19 protein-coding genes, 4 tRNA genes and 2 other RNA genes are annotated in these 21558 nt (G+C 52.5%); 4 read left to right on the forward strand and 21 right to left on the reverse strand.

The annotated features are described in order from the left end of the window. Nucleotides 1-184 precede the first annotated feature (184 nt). The 8 genes from ysgD to H2P46_RS18120 all read right to left on the reverse strand — a co-directional run bounded on the left by ysgD (nucleotide 185) and on the right by H2P46_RS18120 (nucleotide 8601). Nucleotides 185-241, reverse strand: a complete 57-nt coding sequence (gene ysgD, locus H2P46_RS23465) for a YsgD/CorL family protein (RefSeq protein ID WP_419776112.1) — start codon at nucleotides 239-241, stop codon at nucleotides 185-187. Between the two features lie 66 nt (nucleotides 242-307). Next, nucleotides 308-2470, reverse strand: coding sequence for a DNA helicase II (uvrD, locus tag H2P46_RS18090; RefSeq protein ID WP_193406267.1), 2163 nt, complete (start codon nucleotides 2468-2470; stop codon nucleotides 308-310). 54 nt (nucleotides 2471-2524) lie between these two features. Further along, nucleotides 2525-3241 (reverse strand): 5-amino-6-(5-phospho-D-ribitylamino)uracil phosphatase YigB, encoded by a 717-nt coding sequence (gene yigB, locus H2P46_RS18095; RefSeq protein WP_193406268.1) that lies wholly within the window; start codon nucleotides 3239-3241, stop codon nucleotides 2525-2527. Then, nucleotides 3238-4143: a tyrosine recombinase XerC gene (xerC, locus tag H2P46_RS18100; protein WP_193406269.1), complete on the reverse strand. Its 906-nt coding sequence runs from the start codon at nucleotides 4141-4143 to the stop codon at nucleotides 3238-3240. Before xerC ends, yigB begins: the two co-directional genes overlap by 4 nt. After that, the gene (locus tag H2P46_RS18105) at nucleotides 4140-4844 is read right to left on the reverse strand and encodes a DUF484 domain-containing protein (RefSeq protein ID WP_193406270.1); all 705 of its coding nucleotides are present in this window, start codon (nucleotides 4842-4844) and stop codon (nucleotides 4140-4142) included. Before H2P46_RS18105 ends, xerC begins: the two co-directional genes overlap by 4 nt. Then, entirely contained in the window at nucleotides 4841-5665 is an 825-nt protein-coding gene (gene dapF / locus H2P46_RS18110; protein WP_193406271.1) for a diaminopimelate epimerase, read from the reverse strand. The genes H2P46_RS18105 and dapF overlap by 4 nt, the downstream gene beginning before the upstream one ends. A 29-nt stretch (nucleotides 5666-5694) precedes the next feature. Next, nucleotides 5695-5895, reverse strand: a complete 201-nt coding sequence (lptM, locus tag H2P46_RS18115) for an LPS translocon maturation chaperone LptM (RefSeq protein WP_193406272.1) — start codon at nucleotides 5893-5895, stop codon at nucleotides 5695-5697. Between the two features lie 147 nt (nucleotides 5896-6042). Then, entirely contained in the window at nucleotides 6043-8601 is a 2559-nt protein-coding gene (locus H2P46_RS18120) for a class I adenylate cyclase (protein ID WP_193406273.1), read from the reverse strand. A gap of 314 nt (nucleotides 8602-8915) precedes the next feature. Here H2P46_RS18120 and hemC point away from each other — a divergent pair, with 314 nt between their 5' ends. The 4 genes from hemC to hemY are packed head-to-tail and all read left to right on the forward strand — an operon-like array spanning nucleotide 8916 to nucleotide 12951. After that, the gene (gene hemC, locus H2P46_RS18125) at nucleotides 8916-9857 is read left to right on the forward strand and encodes a hydroxymethylbilane synthase (RefSeq protein WP_193406274.1); all 942 of its coding nucleotides are present in this window, start codon (nucleotides 8916-8918) and stop codon (nucleotides 9855-9857) included. Continuing rightward, the gene (gene hemD, locus H2P46_RS18130; protein ID WP_193406275.1) at nucleotides 9854-10594 is read left to right on the forward strand and encodes a uroporphyrinogen-III synthase; all 741 of its coding nucleotides are present in this window, start codon (nucleotides 9854-9856) and stop codon (nucleotides 10592-10594) included. The genes hemC and hemD overlap by 4 nt, the downstream gene beginning before the upstream one ends. 24 nt (nucleotides 10595-10618) lie before the next feature. Beyond that, the gene (hemX, locus tag H2P46_RS18135; RefSeq protein ID WP_193406276.1) at nucleotides 10619-11752 is read left to right on the forward strand and encodes a uroporphyrinogen-III C-methyltransferase; all 1134 of its coding nucleotides are present in this window, start codon (nucleotides 10619-10621) and stop codon (nucleotides 11750-11752) included. 2 nt (nucleotides 11753-11754) lie between these two features. Then, nucleotides 11755-12951 carry a protoheme IX biogenesis protein HemY gene (gene hemY / locus H2P46_RS18140; protein WP_193406277.1) on the forward strand — a complete coding sequence of 399 codons (1197 nt, stop codon included), beginning with the start codon at nucleotides 11755-11757 and terminating at the stop codon, nucleotides 12949-12951. A 539-nt stretch (nucleotides 12952-13490) separates the two neighbouring features. Here hemY and H2P46_RS18145 read toward each other — a convergent pair. The 13 genes from H2P46_RS18145 to rfbA form a co-directional block, all read right to left on the reverse strand. After that, nucleotides 13491-13620, reverse strand: a non-coding RNA gene (locus H2P46_RS18145) — RtT sRNA. Between the two features lie 33 nt (nucleotides 13621-13653). Continuing rightward, nucleotides 13654-13783: non-coding RNA, RtT sRNA (locus tag H2P46_RS18150), on the reverse strand. 33 nt (nucleotides 13784-13816) lie between these two features. Further along, nucleotides 13817-13893, reverse strand: a tRNA-Pro gene (locus H2P46_RS18155). A gap of 21 nt (nucleotides 13894-13914) precedes the next feature. Beyond that, nucleotides 13915-14001 (reverse strand) — tRNA-Leu (locus H2P46_RS18160). Between the two features lie 16 nt (nucleotides 14002-14017). Next, nucleotides 14018-14093, reverse strand: a tRNA-His gene (locus tag H2P46_RS18165). Between the two features lie 102 nt (nucleotides 14094-14195). Further along, nucleotides 14196-14272 (reverse strand) — tRNA-Arg (locus tag H2P46_RS18170). Nucleotides 14273-14430: 158 nt separating this feature from the next. Then, a complete protein-coding gene (gene wecG / locus H2P46_RS18175; RefSeq protein WP_193406278.1) occupies nucleotides 14431-15171 on the reverse strand; it encodes a lipopolysaccharide N-acetylmannosaminouronosyltransferase in 741 nt (246 codons plus the stop codon). A gap of 37 nt (nucleotides 15172-15208) precedes the next feature. After that, nucleotides 15209-16552, reverse strand: a complete 1344-nt coding sequence (gene wzyE / locus H2P46_RS18180) for an ECA oligosaccharide polymerase (RefSeq protein ID WP_193406279.1) — start codon at nucleotides 16550-16552, stop codon at nucleotides 15209-15211. Beyond that, nucleotides 16549-17616 (reverse strand): TDP-N-acetylfucosamine:lipid II N-acetylfucosaminyltransferase, encoded by a 1068-nt coding sequence (gene wecF, locus H2P46_RS18185; protein ID WP_193406280.1) that lies wholly within the window; start codon nucleotides 17614-17616, stop codon nucleotides 16549-16551. The genes wzyE and wecF overlap by 4 nt, the downstream gene beginning before the upstream one ends. Continuing rightward, nucleotides 17613-18863, reverse strand: coding sequence for a lipid III flippase WzxE (gene wzxE, locus H2P46_RS18190; RefSeq protein ID WP_193406281.1), 1251 nt, complete (start codon nucleotides 18861-18863; stop codon nucleotides 17613-17615). Before wzxE ends, wecF begins: the two co-directional genes overlap by 4 nt. Beyond that, nucleotides 18863-19993: a dTDP-4-amino-4,6-dideoxygalactose transaminase gene (gene rffA, locus H2P46_RS18195; RefSeq protein WP_193406282.1), complete on the reverse strand. Its 1131-nt coding sequence runs from the start codon at nucleotides 19991-19993 to the stop codon at nucleotides 18863-18865. Before rffA ends, wzxE begins: the two co-directional genes overlap by 1 nt. Next, the gene (gene rffC, locus H2P46_RS18200) at nucleotides 19980-20687 is read right to left on the reverse strand and encodes a dTDP-4-amino-4,6-dideoxy-D-galactose acyltransferase (protein ID WP_193406283.1); all 708 of its coding nucleotides are present in this window, start codon (nucleotides 20685-20687) and stop codon (nucleotides 19980-19982) included. The genes rffA and rffC overlap by 14 nt, the downstream gene beginning before the upstream one ends. Further along, nucleotides 20665-21546 (reverse strand): glucose-1-phosphate thymidylyltransferase RfbA, encoded by an 882-nt coding sequence (rfbA, locus tag H2P46_RS18205; RefSeq protein WP_193406284.1) that lies wholly within the window; start codon nucleotides 21544-21546, stop codon nucleotides 20665-20667. The genes rffC and rfbA overlap by 23 nt, the downstream gene beginning before the upstream one ends. Nucleotides 21547-21558: the final 12 nt, after the last annotated feature.

A 21558-nucleotide genomic window follows, 5' to 3' on the forward strand; every position in this document is an offset into this window, starting at 1 on the left:
AATACTCCCCATTGCAGACTTAATGGGACAAGGCTGTACGCCGTTCTGCGACTCAAAACGGGCACGGCTAACACCTGAACACGGAAACGCGCGTTTCAAGAAGAAATCAAAGCTGACTCATGCGACGGGATTAAAAAGGGAGGTCGCTGATAACCGCTAAGGCTACCCGCGTAAAGAGGTAGCCTTAGATGTTATTCCTGTTAACCAGGTAATCGAGCCAGCATCGACTGGGCGTGTCCAAAGCATTGTCCTCTCATGATAATAGTGGGCGCATGTTACGCTGAGACGAAAATGTCGTCAACAGGCGCTAAAGCGTTTCCAGTTTGGCGTAGGCGACCACTAACCATTTGATTCCCTGCCCATGAAACGCGACCTGAAGTCGGCTGTGTTCACCGCTGCCTTCCAGATTGACGACGGTGCCTTCACCAAATTTAGCATGCTTTACCCGCTGACCAAGGGCAAAGCCGCTGTCGTTTTTCGTCACCTGTGTACCCATACGTTGATGACTGACCGGGCGGCTTACGCTGGCGCGCAGGCGCACTTCTTCTATGCAGGCTTCGGGCAGTTCGCCAATAAAGCGCGAAGGACGGTGATACACCTCTTTACCATATAAACGACGGGTTTCCGCATAGGTCAGCGTCAGTTTTTGCATCGCACGCGTCACGCCCACATAGGCCAGACGACGTTCTTCTTCCAGGCGCCCCCCCTCTTCCAGCGACATCTGGCTGGGGAACATACCTTCTTCCATACCGACGATAAATACCTGGCTGAACTCCAGCCCTTTTGCCGAATGCAGCGTCATTAACTGTACTGCATCCTGCCATTTATCCGCCTGGCCTTCGCCAGCTTCCAGCGCGGCGTGCGACAAGAATGCCTGCAATGGCATAAGATCTTCGTCTTCATCCTGATAGCTGAACTGGCGCGTTGCCGTGACCAGTTCCTCAAGGTTTTCAATACGTGCCTGGCCTTTTTCGCCTTTCTCCTGCTCATACATCAGCCACAAACCTGAATCTTTGATCACCCGATCGGTTTGTACGTGCAGCGGCATGTCGGCAGTTTCTGTTGCCAGTGAATCAACCAACTCGCAAAAGCGTTGCAGCGCAGAGGCGGCACGACCTGCCAGTGCTCGCGTCTGTAATAACTCACGTGTCGCCTGCCACAGAGTCAGCTGTTTTTCACGCGCGGTTTGACGCACCACGTCCAGCGTACGATCGCCGACGCCGCGCACCGGCGTATTCACCACGCGTTCATAGGCAGCATCGTCGTTACGATTGGCCATTAAGCGCAAATAAGCCAGCGCATCTTTAATTTCCTGACGTTCGAAAAAGCGCATGCCGCCATAAATGCGATACGGCATGCTGCTCTGCAACAGCGCTTCTTCCAGCACACGCGACTGGGCATTGCTGCGATACAGAATTGCACAGTCCGCCAGCGCGTTGCCGTTTTCATGCCAGGCCTTGATGCGATTCACCACAAAGCGCGCTTCATCCAGTTCGTTAAAGGCACAGTAAATGGAGATCGGCTCGCCGTCGCTGCCATCGGTCCACAGCTCTTTACCGAGGCGACCATTATTATTGGCAATCAAGGCGTTAGCCGACTTCAGAATATTATTGGTAGAGCGGTAGTTTTGCTCAAGACGAATGGTTTCTGCGCCAGGAAAATCCTGCAAAAAGCGCTGGATATTTTCGACCTGGGCGCCACGCCAGCCGTAAATCGACTGATCGTCATCGCCAACGATGATTACGCGACCGCTGTCACCTGCCAGCATGCGTATCCAGGCGTACTGAATGTTATTGGTATCCTGAAATTCGTCCACCAGCACGTTGGTAAAGCGTTCGCGATAGTGATTCAGAATATGCGGCTTGTTGAGCCAAAGCTCGTGGGCGCGCAACAGCAGCTCGGCAAAATCCACCAGCCCGGCGCGGTCACAGGCTTCCTGATAGGCCTGATAAATACGCAGCCAGGTTTGCTCAACTGGATTGCCATAGTTCTCAATGTGTTGGGGTCGCAGCCCTTCGTCTTTTTTACCGTTGATGTACCACATGCCCTGGCGTGCAGGCCATTGCTTATCATCAAGGTTCATGGCTTTGATCAGGCGTTTTAGCAGACGCAGCTGGTCTTCGCTGTCGAGAATTTGGAAATCCTGCGGCAAACCGGCATCAAGGTGATGCGCACGCAACAAACGGTGTGCTAAGCCGTGGAAGGTGCCGATCCACATTCCCCCCTGACTGGTGCCAATCAGCTGATCGATACGGTGGCGCATCTCCGCCGCCGCTTTGTTGGTAAATGTCACCGCCATAATCGAGTAAGGCGAGCAATTCTCTACCGACAGTAGCCAGGCAATACGATGCACCAGAACGCGCGTTTTTCCGCTGCCCGCGCCTGCCAACACCAGCAGGTTACTGCGCGGTGCCGCCACGGCATCGCGCTGTTTGTCATTCAAGCCATCGAGCAGATCAGAAACGTCCATAAGCACCAATAAGTCAGAGAAGATAAAGCAAAATACTGGATAAATTCACAGCCATTATAGCAGCGAGGTAAGGGATGCCAACTGTGAAATTTCAACGTGCGGCAGCAAGCGTGCATCATTGATGTGCATCAAATTGCCCTGACGCAGATTAATCCAGCAGGCCTGCATGCCGCAGCGCAACGATCCAGCCACGTCGGTAGTGAGATCGTCGCCCACGTGAAGAATATGCTGCGGCGCGATGTTGAGGCGTTCAGCCGCCAGGTGATACATATCCTGCCACGGCTTGGCGCGTCCATCGGGACCGGCACGCAGCGCGAACTGGAAGTAATCGGCAATGCCCATTTTTTCTGGCTGCGCATTGCCATTGGTGATCGCCACCAGCGGCACTTTTTCAGCCAGCAATTTTAAGGTTTGGTGTGTCTCTTCCGGCATCTCAACTTCGCTGCGCCATTGATGGAAAACCGCCATTACCTGCGCTGCGCCGGAAAAAGCCTGCTCAGGAGGCAATCCGGCATTCAACATTGCCAGCTCTACCGAACGGCGACGCCACTCTGAGACATCGTGATAAATTTCTGGTTCACGTCGTAGCAGCTCGTCACGCAGCGCCTGATAGGCTTCCTGGGTGAATTCCTGTAATGCGGGATGAAATCCCTGCAGCGCAGCATGGGATTCAGCTGTGGTTTTACGGATCACCGGATAATTGTCGTAAAGCGTGTCATCAAGGTCAAAGGTAATGGCTTTGATCGCTGCCAGGGGGCGATAAAACTTCATGTTTTCTTTCCTCGTTTGGCGCGGGGATGCGCAGCATCATACACCGAAGCCAGATGCTGGAAATCGAGATGGGTATAAATTTGCGTGGTGGCGAGGTTGGCATGCCCCAGCAACTCCTGCACCGCCCGGAGATCGCCACTCGACTCCAGTAAATGGGTCGCAAAAGAGTGGCGAAGCTTATGCGGATGGATATGGCTGGCGACGCCCTGTCTGATGCCCCACTGTGCGAAGCGTTTTTGCACATTACGCGCCGAGATACGATGACCACGCGTGGACAAGAACAATGCATCATCCTCACAGCCAAAACTGACGCGTAATGGCAACCAGTGTTCAAGCCAGGTTACGGCAGTGCGGCCAATCGGTACGCGGCGCTCTTTGCTGCCTTTACCCATTACCCATACCTCACCCGAGGCCATATCAATATGGCGGCAATCCAGGTTCACCAACTCAGAAAGACGTAATCCACCGCCGTACATGACTTCCAGCATGGCGCGATCGCGCACCGACAACGGGTCGTCAAAATCAATTTCCAGCAGCTGATTTACTTCATCGACATCAATATTTTTTGGCAGGTGACGCGTTTTGCGGGGAGTCGCAATCCCTTTGGCTGGATTAGCACATAACATGCCCTGGCTGACTTGCCAGTCGAGAAAGCTGCGTAACGCGGAAAGGCGCAGCGCAAGGCTGCTGGCCGACAGGCCGGTGCGGCGACTACGCGCAGCCATAGTTCGCACTTGCGTAGGTTCCAGCTGCGTCCAGGCACTGATTTTCATCTCATCGGCAATAATCACCAGTGCCGCAAGCTGTCGCGCATAGTTACTTTGTGTGAGCGGACTAAGCTGGCGCTCCACTTTCAGGTAGCGCAGAAACTCGTCGATGGCACTCTGCAGCGGGCTGCTCATGCGCGTTCTATCCAGCGCATCAGCAAATCAGGCATCATTTGTGCCAGATGCTGCAACAGCAAGGTGCCCATACCAGACTGATAGTGCTGACTGTCGCGGCTGCTGAAAATCAGCACGCCTAAATCGCCGTTATCGCCCATTAAAGACATCGCTACCGAGCCAATTGCTTTAGCCTGCGGCAACAGCAGCAGCAATTCCGGGCCATTAAGGCTGCCCAGATAATGATGCGCATTGCCAAAGCGCTGGATACGTAATGGCTCAAACACCTGACGCGACAGCCCCAGCTGGATAAAGTCGGAAGGTGCGCCAACATGCCATTTATCGCTGAACAGACGAACATTCGCGCCTGCCAGGCCCAGCTCGCGCGCCCAGCGATGCAGGCGACTCAACATTTCCTGTAACGAGTCGGCCGCCGCCAAATGCCCTTGCAATGACAGCAGGCGATCAAACAGCTGATGATTATTGGTGGCCTGCTCCATCAGTAAAGTGATCTCTTCTTCCAGCTGCTGGATATGATTACGCTGGCGCGCCATATGCCATTCCACCAGCGATACGCTGCCACGCACCGGATGCGGCACCGCCATTTGTTCGACCTGGCGGGCGTTGCGAATAAAAAAATCGGGATGCTGACGCAGATAATCGCTTACGGCCTGATCGTCCAGCAAGACCGTATTGTCGGCTTGCTCTTCGATAATTTTCATAGATGAATAAACCCATCGTAAACATGTGTGGCTGGACCCGTCATATATAACGGTTGTCCAGCGCCTTTCCAGGCGATATGCAGCGTACCGCCAGGCAAATCGACCCGAACTTTCGGCGCCAAAATCCCCTGCTGAATGCCGCAGGCAACCGCAGCACACGCACCGCTGCCGCACGCCTGAGTTTCACCCGCGCCGCGTTCATAAACGCGCAGGCGAACGTGTTCAGGATTGACCACTTCCATAAAGCCAACATTAACGCGTTCCGGGAAGCGTTCGTGGCTTTCCAGGACCGGGCCTAAGACTTCAACTTGCGGTGTTTTAACGCTTTCGACCTGAATCACACAATGTGGATTCCCCATCGATACCGCACCAAACATCACTGTCTGTTCGGCCACACGCAGCAGGTAGAGATTTTCCGCTTTATTCGCACGGAACGGCACCTGCTGCGGTTCAAAATTCGGCTGGCCCATATTGACGCACACCTGATCGTCTGGCGTGACGCTCAGTACCATGCGTCCGGCCTGGGTGCTGACGCGAATGTCATTCTTATTGGTCAAGCCTTTCAGCTGCACAAAACGGGCAAAACAGCGCGCGCCATTGCCGCATTGTGAGACTTCGCTACCATCGGCATTGAAGATACGATAGTGGAAATCGAGATCGGGATCGTAAGGCGGCTCGACAATGAGTAGCTGATCAAAGCCGATCCCCAGATGACGATCGGCCAACCGGCGAATCAGTTCAGGCGAAAAAAAGACGTTTTGTGTGACTGCGTCCACAACCATGAAATCGTTGCCAAGGCCGTGCATTTTGGAGAACTGCATTTTTTGCTCCGCCGGATACGCCATAGAAATTAGTTCGCCTGAACGCCCGAATCGCCGCTCACTAAACCGCCAACATCCGCTTTAGTCGCGGCTGCTTTTTGCGCCTCCGTTGGTGCTTTTTGTGTTTTCGGCTGTGTCTGCGGCGGGAAGTAAAGCGGTCCTTTCAAGCCACAGCCTGCAAGGCTTGTTAGCGCCAAGGCGATTCCCAACAGGCTAATTACTCTCTTCATTCTTTATGCTCTTCATGTCCTTTACCTGGATGCTTATCATCGCAGTTGAAGTTGGAAAAGCAACAGGAAATGCCCGCAAATAGCGTGAGCGTTGTGACAAGCTGTGAAGTTGGCGGTTGCCCGTTCAGAACGGGCAACCTGCCGGGATTAGTGTACCTGGTAACGCGGCTGATAGTCGCCGTGGTCGTTATCCGGTTGAGAAGCGCACAGCTGCGCCAGCGTCTGACTGCGGAAAGGGATCACCTGAAAACGCTCACCCGTGTTCACAATTTGATAAAACTGCGGCAGGTTAAAGTTAATGAAACTAGAACCGTAGGTGAAGCGATCGTGCGAAGAGGAATAGAAGCGGCTGACGTCGCGTACCAGCTCCTCTTTGCTGCCTTCACAGTGGTGATAAACCTCAACCCGGTTGGTTTCATCCAGAATATAGATATTGAAGCCGCGATCGTTGGTCGTATCTTCAAAGAAGAACTGGATAATCCCTTCACTTGCATAGGCGTTAACGACCGGCGGCAGCGGCGTTTGGTTGGTTTCCACTTTGATCGATAAACCATGCAGTTTGTTATTAGAAATCGCCCCATAAAATTCAACGGCGTTTTCTAATTTTTGCACCGAAACACTCATGCGTTCAAAGAACAGACCCCATGTCTCGCCCGCCATGCGCAGCGCTTTAAAACGCCCCGGTTCCTGACGCGTACTGGAAAGACGCAGCTCAATGCATTCCGACACCAGCTGTTGTACGCGGGTACGAATTAAACCGCGCAGATGCTGACTGTAACAGAACACTTCCACTGTATCTGGCGGTGACGCATCCTGATGCATTTTGCCCAGAATCGTTTTCAGACCTTCGATCATCGCCTGTTCGCCGCTGAAATGCAGAGTACGGACTTCATTCCACGAGTTGCGATACAGCAGATCGATGCTGCCAATTAAGCATTGCTGCTGTTGGCCAAAGCTGAAGACATCCAGCTTACGGAAATCAAAATGCACCACCTGATTACGGAACGCTGAGGTCGGATCGTATTCGAGGTTAACGATAATGGCCAAATGGCGAATTTCACAGGGGCTATACAACGCTTTTGCCGTCGGTGAAGGCACTCGCAGCGGGAAATGGCTGGAGACATCGTTTACCAGCTCCTGCAAACGCGCCAAATCACAGATTTCATTCCCTTTAATATGCAGGCGCGTTTTGCTGGTTAACAAACCATTAAACCACGCCCATGCCACCAGCTTGTTCAGATAGCGGTTATATTCCAGCGGCTGATGGCTAATAATCGAACTCATATCCGGTGACTGATTATACAGATACCAGCCGGAACGGTTTGCACGACCCGGCGGCACATGGATAAAGGTCAGGTTCTCTTCCGACAGGTCAGGCGAGATTTGCGGGTTCACCAGGGTGACTTTACCCGGCAAAGCTTCAAATGCGGCATACAGTTTACGTGTCAGCACGCCAATATCCTGCGGGCTGGCGCTGACACTTAAATTGTTGCGGCGGGCAAAGCGGATCAGATTGCGATAGCTTTGCATCATCGCATCCAGCAATTCATTATGGGCTTCGCGGACACGCTCAATTTTCCACTCAGCGCGGTTATCCAGAATCGCGAGTTTTTCTTCATCCCAGCCCCACTCTTTCACCAGCTGCGACAAAATTTCACGCCGCCAGCCAGAGCGATGAGAATGCTCTTCACTGGTGAGTTTTTCGCATACTTTGAGGTAGAAACAGCGACGAACCAGGTCGAGTCGCGCCTGGTCGTCAACGCTGGTCAAATAATGCGTGACGCGTTCCAGCATCATGCAATAGGGATCAAGACCGAAGCAGACAATTTCACCATCATGCAGGCGCTGTTTAATATCCATAGCCAGCAGTTGTGTGTTGGGATATTCCCAGCTGTATGCTTCCAGAAGCAGGGTTTTCAGCACTGCTTTGTACGGCGAATCAATACTTTTATAGAGTTGCCACAAGCTGGCCCCGAAATACTCTTCCGCTGACAGAGTGCCGAGACCGCCTATATCCAGCCATTCGTTGGGCGTTAACACCCCTTTAGCATAAAGCGACATCACGTATTCGTCGTAATGGTGCTCTTCTTCGCCCGGCACCATATTCCACAGAATACGCTTGCCAGCCATGCGTACCGCCGTGCGGTAGAACTCGTCCAGCAACAAAATATGTTGGGTAGATCCGCAATCTTCGCCACCGAGGTTACCGCTTTCGTTATGGCGGAAACGGTTTTCATCAATCAGAAAGAAGCTGACTTCAACACCCATCGACACGCACCATTTCTGCAACAAAGTACACTTGCGTTGCAAATTGAGGCGTTCTTCATTGTCGAGCCAGGATTGATGGCAAACCCAAATATCAAGATCTGATACGCTGTTTTGGCCCACGGACGACGTGCTGCCCATTGAATAGATGCCGGTAATGGGCGTTTCGCCTTTAGGCGCATCCGCCAGCGCGAAGTCGCGATCGCCCGTCAAATCAGTCAGTAATCGAAGCTGATTTTCTTCAGGCGTGAAGAAGCTGATGCCATGTGGAACGTTACCTTCAAGGTAACCCGGCATCAGCGGATGTTGATAATGTAATAAGGTTGGCAGCAGACTGTAGACGCGCTGGAAAGCGGGTCCCATGGCAGCCAGCGCACGATCAATTCGCAGCTGATTGATGGCATCCAGTCTCTGTTTCAGTGTCTCAATGTAGAGGTACAAGACGTTTCGCCTGATTGTCCCAGTGTTTAAGCAACTTGTTTCCAAACTCTGCCGCTTAATAATAAAGATGTCGTGCAGATTATTGCTGGAAACGTGATCAATCTATCACTCGACAGGTTGACCGTAAAGAAAGTTGCGCTACTTAACAGTTTAGCACGTTCCTGCTAGCGTCCCGCCTTTTCGGACTCTCACCCTCGGTTTCCCTCGGTTAATACGGGGAAATCCAGCAGCGAACCGTTTTCAATCCGTTGAAACTGTCAGCATTCCCCTATCGATGATAGGATATTCGATGAACGATCAAAATGGTTAACAGCATGTTAGACAAAATTTTCAGAATTGCTACAAGACAAAGCCCTCTCGCTTTGTGGCAGGCACAATATGTACAGCAGCGCCTTATGAGCGCTCACCCCGGCTTGCGCGTTGAGCTGGTCCCAATGGTCACCAAAGGTGACATCATCCTCGATACACCACTGGCTAAGGTTGGTGGTAAGGGCCTGTTTGTTAAAGAACTCGAACTCGCTATGCTGGAAAATCGCGCCGATCTGGCGGTGCACTCTATGAAAGATGTGCCGGTAGATTTTCCCGCAGGTTTAGGACTGGTGACCATTTGTGAACGCGACGATCCCCGTGATGCGTTTGTTTCTCATCATTACGAATCGATTGACGAACTGCCGCAGGGCGCGGTTGTGGGTACATCCAGCCTGCGCCGCCAATGCCAAATCAGTGCACGTCGGCCTGATCTGGTCATTAAATCGCTGCGCGGTAATGTGGGAACGCGTCTGGGCAAGTTGGACGCCGGTGAATATGACGCGATTATCCTTGCCGCTGCGGGATTAAAACGTTTAGGGCTTGAAGAGCGTATTCGCCAGCCAATGCCAGCAGAAATTTCTTTGCCTGCTGTCGGCCAGGGCGCGGTAGGCATTGAATGTCGCCTTGATGACAGCACGCTGATCGGGTTGCTACAGGCGCTGAATCATGAAGATACCGCTGTGTGTGTCAAAGCTGAACGCGCGATGAATACGCGCCTTGAAGGCGGTTGTCAGGTGCCGATCGGCAGTTTCGCGCTGTTAGAAGGCGACCAGCTTTGGTTGCGCGGCATGGTCGGCGCTCCAGACGGCAGCGCAATGGTTAGCGGTGAGCGTCGTGGCTCACGCGATCAAGCGGAACAAATGGGCATTTCGCTGGCGGAAGAGTTACTTGACGGCGGCGCGCGCGAAATTTTGCAGGCTGTTTATCAAGGGCAGCCTTCCGCATGACCATCCTGGTGACTCGCCCGGAACCCGCAGCGGCAGAGTTAGTGACGCGTCTGCATGCGCTGGGAAAACAGGCGTGGAGCTTGCCGCTAATTGAGTTCGCCCCAGGCGGCGATCTCGATCGCTTGCCCCAACAGCTAGCTGATTTACGCCCTGGTGACCTGGTTTTTATGCTTTCACAACAGGTTATCCATTTTGCTCATCCGGCGATGCAGCATGCAGCCGCAGCATGGCCGGCTGACGTAGTCTATTATGCAATTGGACGTAGCACTGCGCTGGCGTTTCATACCATCAGTAGTTTGCATGTGACTTATCCTCATGCCCAGGAAACCAGTGAAGAACTCATTCAGCTGAATGCGTTACAGCAGGTCGAGCACAAACGTGCCTTAATTTTACGTGGCAATCCTGGCCGCGAATTGCTGGCCTCGACGCTACGCAGCCGAGGGGCAGAAGTCACGTTTAGCGAATGTTATCAGCGCTGTGAGAAACAGTACGACGGCGCGATTGAAGGTAAACGCTGGCGCGAGCGCGGTATTACAACTTTAGTCGTGACCAGCGGTGAAATGCTGCAACAGCTTTTTTCGCTGTTCCCCGCAATTGATCGTGAGGAATGGTTGCTTAACTGTCGACTACTGGTCGTCAGTGAACGTTTGGCTACTCTGGCCGCAAATTTGGGTTGGCAGGATATTCAGGTAGCCGATGGTGCCGATAACGACGCGCTGCTGCGTGCGTTACGCTGAACTTAACAATGGGATGTGCCACATATGACGGAACAAAAAGACTCCTCCGCCATGGTTGAAGAAACCACCCCAGCGGTTGATCACTCTCCTTCCTCCAGCAACAAGTCGCCGCGTAATCATAAAAACGGTGCTCTGGTGCTGGGCGCAGTGGCGATAGCGATCGCGCTGGCGATGGGTGCCGGTTTATACCTTAATGGGAAACATCAGACCGATTTACAGGCACAAACCAACCAACGCCTGAGCGAACAATTAAACGCCCTGCAACAACAGGCGAATAACGATAAACAGCAGCTTACGCAGCAGCTAACCAGCGCCGAAAGCGCGCTACAAGCCGCGCAGACACAGCAGGCCAGTTCCGCAAAGGAGCTGGAAACGCTACGTGAAAAAATGGCGGTAATTTCTGGTAATGACGTGCGTAGCTGGTTACTGGCGCAGGCAGATTATCTGGTTAAACTGGCAGGCCGAAAATTGTGGAGCGATCAGGATGTGACCACCGCGGCTGCGCTGCTGAAAAGCGCAGATGCCAGCCTGGCAGATATGAACGACCCGAGCGTAATGAATGTTCGTCGTGCGCTCACACAGGACATCAGTACACTGTCAGCCGTAAGCCAGGTTGATTATGATGGCATTATTCTCAAGCTGAACCAGCTATCAAACGGCGTCGATAATCTGCGTCTGGCCGACAATGATAGCGATGATGCGCCGATGGATAGTGATAATGGCGAGCTTTCCAGTTCGGTGCGCGAGTGGCGTCAAAACCTGGTGAAAAGCTGGCACAACTTTATGGATGATTTCATTACCATCCGCCGCCGCGACAACACGGCACAGCCGCTACTGGCACCGAATCAGGACGTTTATCTGCGTGAAAATATCCGGTCGCGTCTGTTGATCGCCGCGCAAGCCGTGCCACGTCATCAGGACGAAATTTACAGGCAATCAATTGATACTGTTTCGACGTGGGTCCGTGCCTGGTACGACACTAATGACGCCGCGACCAAAGCATTTCTTGCCCAGCTGGACGAGTTAAGCCAGCAAAATATCCACATGGATCTGCCTGATAACCTGGAAAGCCAGCCATTGCTGGAACAGTTGATGCAAACTCGCGTGCGAAACCTATTAGCACAGCCTTCCGTCGCTGCTAATCAGCAGGGAGGCTAAATATGCTCAAGGTATTTATCCTGTTTGTGCTGTTAATTGCTGGCGTGGTTTTTGGCCCGATGATCGCCGATCATCAGGGCTACGTCCTTATTCAAACCGGTAACTGGAACGTAGAAACCAGTGTAACCGGTTTGGTGATTATCTTAATTATCAGCCTGTTGGTGATTCTGGGTGTGGAATGGCTACTGCGTCGTCTGTTCCGCACCGGCGCGCGTACACGCGGCTGGTTTACCGGACGCAAGCGTCGTCGTGCCCAGCGCCATACCCAGTCAGCGATGATGAAGTTAGCTGAAGGCGATCACAAGCAGGCCGAAAAGCTGTTAGCGAAAGATGCCGACCATGCAGATGTGCCGGTCGCTAATTATCTGCTGGCGGCAGAAGCAGCGCAGCAGCGGGGCGATGAAATTCGAGCGAATCAGCATCTGGAACGCGCGTCTGAACTGTCTGACAACGATGTGATCCCAGTGGAAATTACCCGCGCACGTATTCAGCTGGCCCGTAATGAAGACCATGCTGCCCGTCACGGCATTGATCGCCTGCTGGAAGTTGCACCCCGTCACCCTGAAGTGCTGCGTCTTGCCGAAAAGGCGTACGTTCGCACTGGTGCATGGAGCGCGTTGCTGGATATTCTGCCTGCCATGCAGAAAGCGCAGGTAGGCGATGAAGCTCATCAGACAGCGCTGCAACAGCAAGCCTGGCTGGGTTTGATGAATCAGGCGATGGCCGATCAAGGCAGTGATGGCCTGAAGCGTTGGTGGCATAACCTGAGCCGTAAAACCAGACAGGAAACGGCGCTGCAGGCAGCGATGGCGGATCATCTCATTGAGTGTAATGACCACGCTACCGCGCAGGAAATTATACTGGATGGTCTGAAACGGCATTACGACGATCGTCTGGTGCTGCTGATGCCACGCATTAAAAGTGATAATCCAGAAGCGCTGGAAAAAGCGTTACGTCAGCAGATCAAACAGCACGGTGCAACACCACTGCTGCACAGCACACTGGGTCAGCTATTAATGCGTCATGGGGAATGGCAACAGGCTGCTGACGCGCTACATCAGGCGCTGGCACAACGTCCGGATGCTTTTGACTATGCCTTGTTAGCGGATGTCTATGATCGACTGCGTCGCCCGGAAGAAGCAGCGAAAATGCGTCGTGAGGGGTTATTGCTGACGTTAAAGAACAATCCTAACGCTTAATATCATTACTTTTTTCACGCCGGGCTTGCCCGGCTTTTTTTTGCCTGCCACTTGTTAAACGGCAGGCAAAAAAACACCTGCCAGAAGCAGGTGTAAGATCAGGTCGGTAAGACAACTGGAAGGTACCCGACTCAACGTGGTGTCAGTTAACCCTGTAAAGCTTGCGCGATACAGGCAGCCAGACAACAGGTACCCAAAATTGGCTCTGCATCATTCCTGGGTTTATGTAGCATTCGCAGACATAAGAAATGGAATGAGCATCTACGGTTAGATTATTGCATAAAGCGTGCCATTGTAGCACTAGACTTAAAAAAAATTTATTTTCAGTAAGTTGCTTAATATATATAAGACCGCGCATCGCAGACATGTGTCGGTGTTAAGCGACGAAGAGGAAGATCACTGTCGCTATTTTACGACAAGCCTGATAAATCCTGTAATAATCTATTTTAATCAATAGGTTAATCGTCTCACATCAACAACAGTATCTGTTAAGATTTTACCTGACCGAAAAACTGCCTTTTCAGAACAATTCCTAAAACTAGTCGGCGAGAGAGGATGACGCTTCTCGCTGAGAGGCGCCCTGCGGGCCGTTGCTGAAGCAACGTTGTCTCGCTTCGCTCGGCTCAAACCTCCTTCGGAGGTTCTCATCCTCATTGACTTCAGGCGAAAAAAAACCTGCCTTTTCAGGCAGGTTTCTAAAATTGGTCGGCGAGAGAGGATGACGCTTCTCGCTGAGAAGCGCCCTGCGGGCCGTTGCTGAAGCAACGTTGTCTCGCTTCGCTCGGCTCAAACCTCCTTCGGAGGTTCTCGTCCTCATTGACTTCAGGCGAAAAAAAACCTGCCTTTTCAGGCAGGTTTCTAAAATTGGTCGGCGAGAGAGGATTCGAACCTCCGACCCTCTGGTCCCAAACCAGATGCGCTACCAAGCTGCGCTACTCGCCGATTTTTTTAATTTGTTTTGCCTGGTGCGAAGAGAGGGACTTGAACCCTCACGTCCGTTAAGACACTAACACCTGAAGCTAGCGCGTCTACCAATTCCGCCACCTTCGCGTATCCCAGCAAAATCTGGGGTGGCTAATGGGACTCGAACCCACGACAACTGGAATCACAATCCAGGGCTCTACCAACTGAGCTATAGCCACCACTGTACTGAATGTTGCAAGTAAAAAAACTTACAGCATTTAATTCTTTACTGCTTACTAACTCGGTAATAAAACCACCGCAGCTCTTGCGCACAAACTCAATGGCGCGCCCGACAGGATTCGAACCTGAGACCTCTGCCTCCGGAGGGCAGCGCTCTATCCAGCTGAGCTACGGGCGCGTAGCGCCGTTGCGGATGTGCATACTAGAGATAAGCGCCCATCGTGTCTAGTGCTTTTTAAATAAAAAAACGCGTTTGATTACGCTTTGTGCATTTCGTCGACAAATACAGCGCTTATCTCACTTGCGCTGAAAAAAACGCAGCATTTATCAGCAATATCAGAGATCCCCCCGCCAGTGATAGCGAAGATATTTCACTAGCTTTAACTGCCTGCGCCAGCGGCTCGGCTGTGTCATTAGACGATACAGCCACTCCAGCCCTAATTTTTGCCATATTTTTGGTGCACGCTTCACACGCCCGGTAAAAACGTCATAGGTGCCGCCTACGCCCATATAGAGTGCATGCGGCCAGTGTTGCCGACAATCCTGCATCAACAATTCCTGACGCGGCGATCCCAGCGCGACCGTCACCAGCCGGGCGCCACTGGCTGCAACGCGCATAAAAAGCGCTTCACGGTCGGCAGGGGCAAAGTAGCCATCCTGAGCGCCAACAATATTCACATTCCACTGGCGACGCAGTTTGTCGCAGGTTTCATCCAGTACCGCTTGTCGCCCGCCGATTAAGAACACGGGTGTGCCTTCGCGACCGGCTCGTTCCATTAATGCTTCCCACAAATCCGCACCGGCAATACGCGCTACCGCCGCGTTTGGGTATTTCTTGTGGATTGAACGCACAATACTGATGCCGTCAGGATAGTTAAATTCGGCTTGCTGCAATAGCGTCCGTAACCGCTCATCATGCTCAGCAGTGAGCATTTTTTCCGCATTAATCGCCACTAATGTGCCGCTACGCACGCCCTCTTCCGGCATGAGAAAATCAACAAACGACGCCATGCTGTCGAAACCATACAGCGCGACGCCGCGAATAGAGTACTGCGGCGTGTCAGGTAACTTTGTCATAGTCGTTTTATCTTTTTTCCTCAATCCCAAAGGCTAATCAGGACGAACGTTGTAATACTCGCCCGTCCCGGCTGCGAATTAACCCAGCACGATCCAGTAACCAAAAAAGTAATTTTGCGACGCCCAAACAGGCAGCAAAAATAATGCAGAAAAACACCACGCGCGAACCAAAGGCATCCAGTCCTTCGCGCGCCAGTACAATCATATTGAACACGGCACCAAAGCAGAAGCTTTGCAAAATAGCGCCGCTGTAGCGATTCGTTTCGTTGCAGCCTCGCGTGTACAGCGCATCAAAGGCTTTAATAATCATACCGACCGCAATGGCACCCAGCGGAATCGCCCAAACGCCGCCCATCACCAGCAGCGAGCCGATCAACGTTGGCGAAATTGCCAACCCGGAATGGTTATTAAGCACTTCCCAGGTAAAGTAATTGGCGCTGTTCAGCACTGTGGCCGGGCGTTCTGGCCATAGCCAACTCGGGATAAATACATAGAAATCGCGCCATAATGGCGCCAGAAACTGAAATTCTATCTTGTGATAGTTATCCAGCAGCAACGCCAGATTTTCCCACGGAGAGAAGGTATCGCGCGTCAGATAAAGAAAAGTGTAGAACGCCTCATTGCCCATGACGTCAAGGTTATAACGCCGCAATGCCAGCCAAAACATACCGCAAATTGCCATCACGCCCGCCGCTGCCAGCATCCATAAAGTAATCCAGCCGCGGGTAATGCCGATAAATAAAAACAGCGCAAAAGCGATGATGATGTTAGCACGCGTCCCGCCCACTAGCGCGTAAGTCAGCAAGCCAAACGCGACGGTCACTATCAGGAAAAGCAGCCAGTTGCGCTGTGAAGGGCGCAGGAAATAGGGAATAAGCATCGCCGGAATAAAGAAATAAAAGAAGCGCTTGAGCGCTACGCCGGATACTTCACTGGAAAAAATTTGGTTATACGCGGTAAGCCTGAACAGCAAAAATCCATTGTGCAGGAAAAATACCGTGACAGTACCCAATGCGACTAACGCCAGAATCAGGCAGGTTAAATGTGCTTCTACCCGATTTACCTGTAACCAGGGTTTAGCAGGTGGCGCGTTGATCGGCTTGAGCCGCACCTTATAGCCAATGTAATAGATAGCGTAGAAAGCGCCTGCTGAGAGTAACGCCTGCAACAGAAATTCCGGCGGCACCACTTCGGTATTAAAGCGAAAAACCAATATACACGTTAGCGGAAAACCGAAATAAAAAGTCAGTAAAAATAACAGGGTAAAGAACAGATGGAAGTTAAACCGCACCCGCTTAAATTCCCGCCAGGTTAAGGTCAGAATAAAGCCGAGTGACAGCAGATAAACCACCAGCAGACCGCTAAACTGCGTCAGGTTCATGACGGTTCCTCTTCGCAAAGGCGTAACGCTGCCCGCCACCCCGCCAGATAACCTGGGGCAAAAAAAGCGATGGTATGTTTATCACAGTCCGCAAGCTGGCGCCGCGCCTCCGCCACCACGGCTGTGTTGAGCGCATCTTCGCTGAACAGTACCGGAAGTTGCTGTTCAGCGACATCCCGCCAAAAAGGGTTTTTGCGACTGATAACAAACGGCACGCCAGCCTGAATGAGCAGACACAGAGTGCCGATGCCTTGCTGGCGTTCGAACATAAAATAGCCTAAATGGCAGCGTGTAAGCAGTGCTAAATAATCCTTAAACGCCAGATTATCGCGCAATAACCGCACTTGCCCGGCCGGAAACAGTGCCTCCGCCGCCGTTTTAACGCGTTCAATATAGGCATCATTATTCGGCGGATACCCCAGCGGCACCACAACCTGTACCTGCGTGCCAAACTGCTGGCGGATAGCGTTTAGACCTTCTGTGTGGCGGTTGCTGGCATCACCTGAATTACCGAGCAGAATCGTAAAATTCTCTTCCGGTTCGGCTTTTAACACCGCAGCCGGCATTTTAGTTGGAAAATAGAGTAGCGATGCCGGAACGCTGCCGTGGCGTTGCTGGTATTGGTGTAAATCGCCGCGCGTGGCAAACACCCGCGCGACTCTGCCCTGCGCGATGCGACGCAACAGATAAAACAGACGAAACTTTAGGCTGCGCGAATCCTCATACAGATCGGCCCCCCAGACATGCCAGAAAATCTGCGAGCGACGCACTTTACCACTTAACAGCGCCAGCCAGATCCACGGATTAAACTGACCATGGCAGAAAAAACGTTGCTGACGACATTTCGCCCGTTGGATAAGCGCTTGTGCCAGCGCTTTCTTACTGCTGAACGTTTCGATATACAACGCGCTAAACATCTGCATATTTTCCGGCTGCTGCGTGACGACCATAAAATGACGCAGCGATGCGGACGGCTGCTCAACGCTCATTATGTCGTTGAAAAAGCGCAGCACCGTTATATTGTGATGGGGAATATCGGATCCCAAAACGTGAATCAAAGTCATTTTTTCCGACAATAAATAATGAAAGCGCCACAGCAAAGGGCGAAATAGCACACATAGGTGAACATATAAGCTTGCGCAGCCCCCGTAACGCCATGTTGTGGAATGAGCCAACGGGAAAAGAGCGTTAGCAAGATGAACTGGCTGATTTCCGTCAAAACATATAAACGCAGCGAGGCTTTGGCGATCACCAGATAGCCAAAAACGTACGCGCCCACTTTAAACACGTCACCACACAGCTGCCAGACAAACAGATCGCGCATACCGCGAAAGGCATCAGAAAATAGCAGATCAATGGCCACATCACGTAACAGCCAGACACAGAAACTGGCGGCGGCTACGGCAGGCAATACAAAGCGCAATGCACGAGCAATTTCCCGGGCAATGTCGCGCTTATGCTCCAGACGTGCCAGCGTAGGCAATAACCAGACGCTAAAGGTCGCGGTAATAAACTGTAGATAAGCGTCAGAAATGCTGATAACACCTTGCCACAAGCCAACTTGCGACCAGCCTTCCTGCGTTGCCAGTAAATTACGCATCATCACCCAGGCGACGGGCAATGTAATGGCGGTAATCAGTGCCATTACGGTGTATTTTGCCAGATTACGTGCAATATCCGGTTGCCATTGCGGACGTAGCCAGCTCAGCGGCAGCGGTATACGCTGCTTCAGCACCACTATCGCCGGTAGCAACACGAGCGCGGGCACCAGCGCCAGTCCAGTCAGCGCGCCTTGATACCCGCCCAGCCACCAGCACAACACATAGCCAGCCACGCCGATTACGCTACCAAAGATCAGTGCCAGCGCATTGCCGCGAGCATCGCGATAACCTTTAAGCAGCGCCAGCGTCAGATTAGCCCAGGCAATGCCGAGCTGTAAAAACGCGACAGCGCGGATCACCGCCTGATAACGAACATGACCAAACAGCGCTTCGCTGACTGGCGCTGCGGCCAGCAAAAACACCAGCGCCAGCAGCGTAGAGAACCCGGTGACCATCGCCGACGCGGTGCCGACTACCGCACGTAGCCGTTCTGGATGCTGCTGTGACTGTGCCACATACGTTGTCACACCATTGAAAATGCCAGCGCCCGCGAGCACGCCTAATACGGTAATTAACTGACGGAAGTTTCCTGCCTGTCCAACGCCTTCCGGGCCAAAGCTCACCGCCAGCAGTTTAATCACCAGCAAGCCCGCAATAATTTTTATCAGCGTGGACGATGCCGTCCACACCGAGGCTTTGGCTAAGGACATCAGGAAAAGAAGCTCAGTAAGGAACTGATAACCGTACTTTGGTTATTGTCCGACAGGTTATAAAACAGCGGGAGCCGCAGCAGGCATTCGCTCTCTGACGTGGTAAAACGGTCCTCGCCGAAAAAGCGTGAAAAACGCTGCCCTGCGGGTGAACTGTGCAGCGGAATATAGTGAAAGACGGTAAGAATTTCTGCCTCTTTCATCCAGTCGATCAGCGCCTGACGATCGTGTTGATCGCGCAGTTTTAAATAGAACATATGCGCATTATGTTTACAGTCGGCTGGGATGGTTGGCAGCGTGATACGACCTTTCGCTGCCAGCGGTTGTAACGCGTCGTAATAACGTTGCCACAAGCGCAAGCGTTGCTGATTAATGCGGTCGGCGGCTTCCAGCTGCGCCCAAAGATACGCCGCCTGTAAATCAGCCATTAAATAGCTGGATCCCATGTCACGCCAGGTATATTTGTCCACCTGTCCCCGGAAGAACTGGCTGCGATTGGTGCCTTTTTCACGGATAATTTCTGCGCGATCGATCAAACTGGCGTCATTGATAAGCGTTGCTCCGCCTTCACCGCCTGCCGTGTAATTTTTAGTTTCATGAAAACTGAAACAGCCAATATGCCCGATACTGCCAAGCGCACGGCCTTTATAACCCGACATCACGCCCTGCGCCGCATCTTCTATCACGAACAGATCATACTTCGCTGCCAGCGCCATAATCGTGTCCATTTCGCAGGCCACGCCCGCATAATGCACCGGCACAATCGCGCGCGTTTTATCAGTAATGGCCGCTTCGATCAGTCTTTCATCTATGTTTAACGTATCGTGGCGAACGTCAATAAATACAATTTTTGCACCACGCAGCACAAACGCATTGGCGGTAGAGACGAAGGTGTAACTTGGCATGATCACTTCATCGCCAGGCTGAATATCGATCAACAGCGCCGCCATTTCCAGCGAGGCAGTGCAGGATGGCGTCAGCAAGACCTTTTTACTCCCGAAACGTTGCTCCATCCATTGCTGACAGCGACGCGTAAAACCGCCATCGCCGCACAGTTTGCCGCTGCTCATTGCCGATTGCATATAGTCGATTTCGGTGCCCACAATCGGGGGCGCATTAAATGGAATCATAACCTTTCCTGTAGAACCAGTACGCGGTACTTTCCAGCCGCGCACCGCTGCGTAAATAGAGGCGCATCGCCGTAAGATTGCTGAGTTGTGTCGCGACGCGCAGCTGCTCCAGCCGTCGCACCCGGCCCCAGTCAGCCGCTGCAAGCATCAAACGCTGGCCTATGCCGTTACCCTGTGCATCTGGCAGCACCGCCAGCAGGCCGATGCGCGCAGCGCCCTCAACTTCACGCAGCGAGACAAATCCTTGCAATGCGCCGGTTTCATCGCTGGCAATCAGGCACTGATTATCGAAAGTACCGCGTACCGCATTTTCAATCCATTGCGCATAAAATCGGCCGCTGTCTTTAGCAGCATACCAGGGCGCACGAAAACGACTTTGGCTAAAGGCCCGGCTAGCCGCGTCGCGCAGAGCGGGGATTTGTGATTCCCGCGCGATCCGTACACCGGTTTGGCGTTCGGTACGTTTGATATTGAGCGCTAAATCCGCCTCACCTTCCACCAGCTGGAAGCCATGCTGGCTGAGCGAGTCCAGCACCCCGGTTTGCTCAGCAGGTACTTTCATTTGCAGCAGCGCGCAGGGATGTTGCACCGCCGTTGCCAGCGGCAATTCGCCATTGAGATCCAGCCGTACGGTGTCAACACCGAAAAACTGGCTTTCCCAGGCTTGCGGATTAATATTGACGAGGACGGGCATGTAACAAATCCAGTAAATACTGGCCATAGCCAGTTTTGATTAAGGTCTCACCGGCGGCACGAAGCTGATCGTCACTTAACCAGCCATTGCGCCAGGCTATTTCTTCCAGACAGGCGATTTTAAAACCCTGACGCTTCTCAACCGTCTGTACAAACATGCTGGCTTCAACCAGGCTGTCATGAGTTCCGGTATCAAGCCAGGCAAAGCCGCGACCTAGCAGTTCAACCGATAATGCTCCGCGCTCAAGGTACATTTGGTTGTTAGCGGTGATTTCCAGCTCACCGCGCTCAGAAGGTTTAACCTGTTTCGCAAATTCAACCACCTGGCGATCATAAAAATACAGGCCGGTAACCGCCCAGCGTGATTTTGGTTGCTTCGGCTTCTCTTCAATCGACAGTGCATTGAAGTTTTCGTCAAACTCCACCACACCAAAACGTTCGGGATCCATAACCTGATAGCCAAATACCGTTGCGCCCTGATTGCGCTGCGCCACTTTCTTCAGTTTAGGACTAAACCCCTGACCAAAATAGAGATTATCGCCAAGAACCAGGCAGCAGCTATCGTTGCCAATAAACGATTCGCCAATAATAAACGCCTGCGCTAAGCCATCCGGGCTGGGCTGTACCGCATAAGTCAGCTGAAGGCCAAATTCACTGCCATCGCCCAGTAAACACTCAAATTGAGTGCGATCGTTCGGCGTGGTAATTAACAGAATGTCGCGGATCCCCGCCAGCATCAGCACAGACAGCGGATAATAAATCATCGGCTTGTCGTAAACCGGCAGCAGTTGTTTCGAAACGGCCCGCGTAATCGGATGTAAACGCGTGCCCGATCCGCCTGCCAAAATGATGCCTTTCATCTCTGCTCCTTA

This window comes from Mixta mediterraneensis, assembly GCF_014946725.1.
GTDB lineage: Bacteria > Pseudomonadota > Gammaproteobacteria > Enterobacterales > Enterobacteriaceae > Pantoea > Pantoea mediterraneensis.

Excerpts from the sequence above, each read along its gene's own strand:
- uvrD (WP_193406267.1), bottom strand. The coding sequence starts at position 2,470 with ATGGACGTTTCTGATCTGCTCGATGGCTTGAATGACAAACAGCGCGAT.
- yigB (WP_193406268.1), bottom strand. The coding sequence starts at position 3,241 with ATGAAGTTTTATCGCCCCCTGGCAGCGATCAAAGCCATTACCTTTGAC.
- xerC (WP_193406269.1), bottom strand. The coding sequence starts at position 4,143 with ATGAGCAGCCCGCTGCAGAGTGCCATCGACGAGTTTCTGCGCTACCTG.
- H2P46_RS18105 (WP_193406270.1), bottom strand. The coding sequence starts at position 4,844 with ATGAAAATTATCGAAGAGCAAGCCGACAATACGGTCTTGCTGGACGAT.
- dapF (WP_193406271.1), bottom strand. The coding sequence starts at position 5,665 with ATGCAGTTCTCCAAAATGCACGGCCTTGGCAACGATTTCATGGTTGTG.
- lptM (WP_193406272.1), bottom strand. The coding sequence starts at position 5,895 with ATGAAGAGAGTAATTAGCCTGTTGGGAATCGCCTTGGCGCTAACAAGC.
- hemC (WP_193406274.1), top strand. The coding sequence starts at position 8,916 with ATGTTAGACAAAATTTTCAGAATTGCTACAAGACAAAGCCCTCTCGCT.
- hemD (WP_193406275.1), top strand. The coding sequence starts at position 9,854 with ATGACCATCCTGGTGACTCGCCCGGAACCCGCAGCGGCAGAGTTAGTG.
- hemX (WP_193406276.1), top strand. The coding sequence starts at position 10,619 with ATGACGGAACAAAAAGACTCCTCCGCCATGGTTGAAGAAACCACCCCA.
- hemY (WP_193406277.1), top strand. The coding sequence starts at position 11,755 with ATGCTCAAGGTATTTATCCTGTTTGTGCTGTTAATTGCTGGCGTGGTT.
- wecG (WP_193406278.1), bottom strand. The coding sequence starts at position 15,171 with ATGACAAAGTTACCTGACACGCCGCAGTACTCTATTCGCGGCGTCGCG.
- wzyE (WP_193406279.1), bottom strand. The coding sequence starts at position 16,552 with ATGAACCTGACGCAGTTTAGCGGTCTGCTGGTGGTTTATCTGCTGTCA.
- wecF (WP_193406280.1), bottom strand. The coding sequence starts at position 17,616 with ATGACTTTGATTCACGTTTTGGGATCCGATATTCCCCATCACAATATA.
- wzxE (WP_193406281.1), bottom strand. The coding sequence starts at position 18,863 with ATGTCCTTAGCCAAAGCCTCGGTGTGGACGGCATCGTCCACGCTGATA.
- rffA (WP_193406282.1), bottom strand. The coding sequence starts at position 19,993 with ATGATTCCATTTAATGCGCCCCCGATTGTGGGCACCGAAATCGACTAT.
- rffC (WP_193406283.1), bottom strand. The coding sequence starts at position 20,687 with ATGCCCGTCCTCGTCAATATTAATCCGCAAGCCTGGGAAAGCCAGTTT.
- rfbA (WP_193406284.1), bottom strand. The coding sequence starts at position 21,546 with ATGAAAGGCATCATTTTGGCAGGCGGATCGGGCACGCGTTTACATCCG.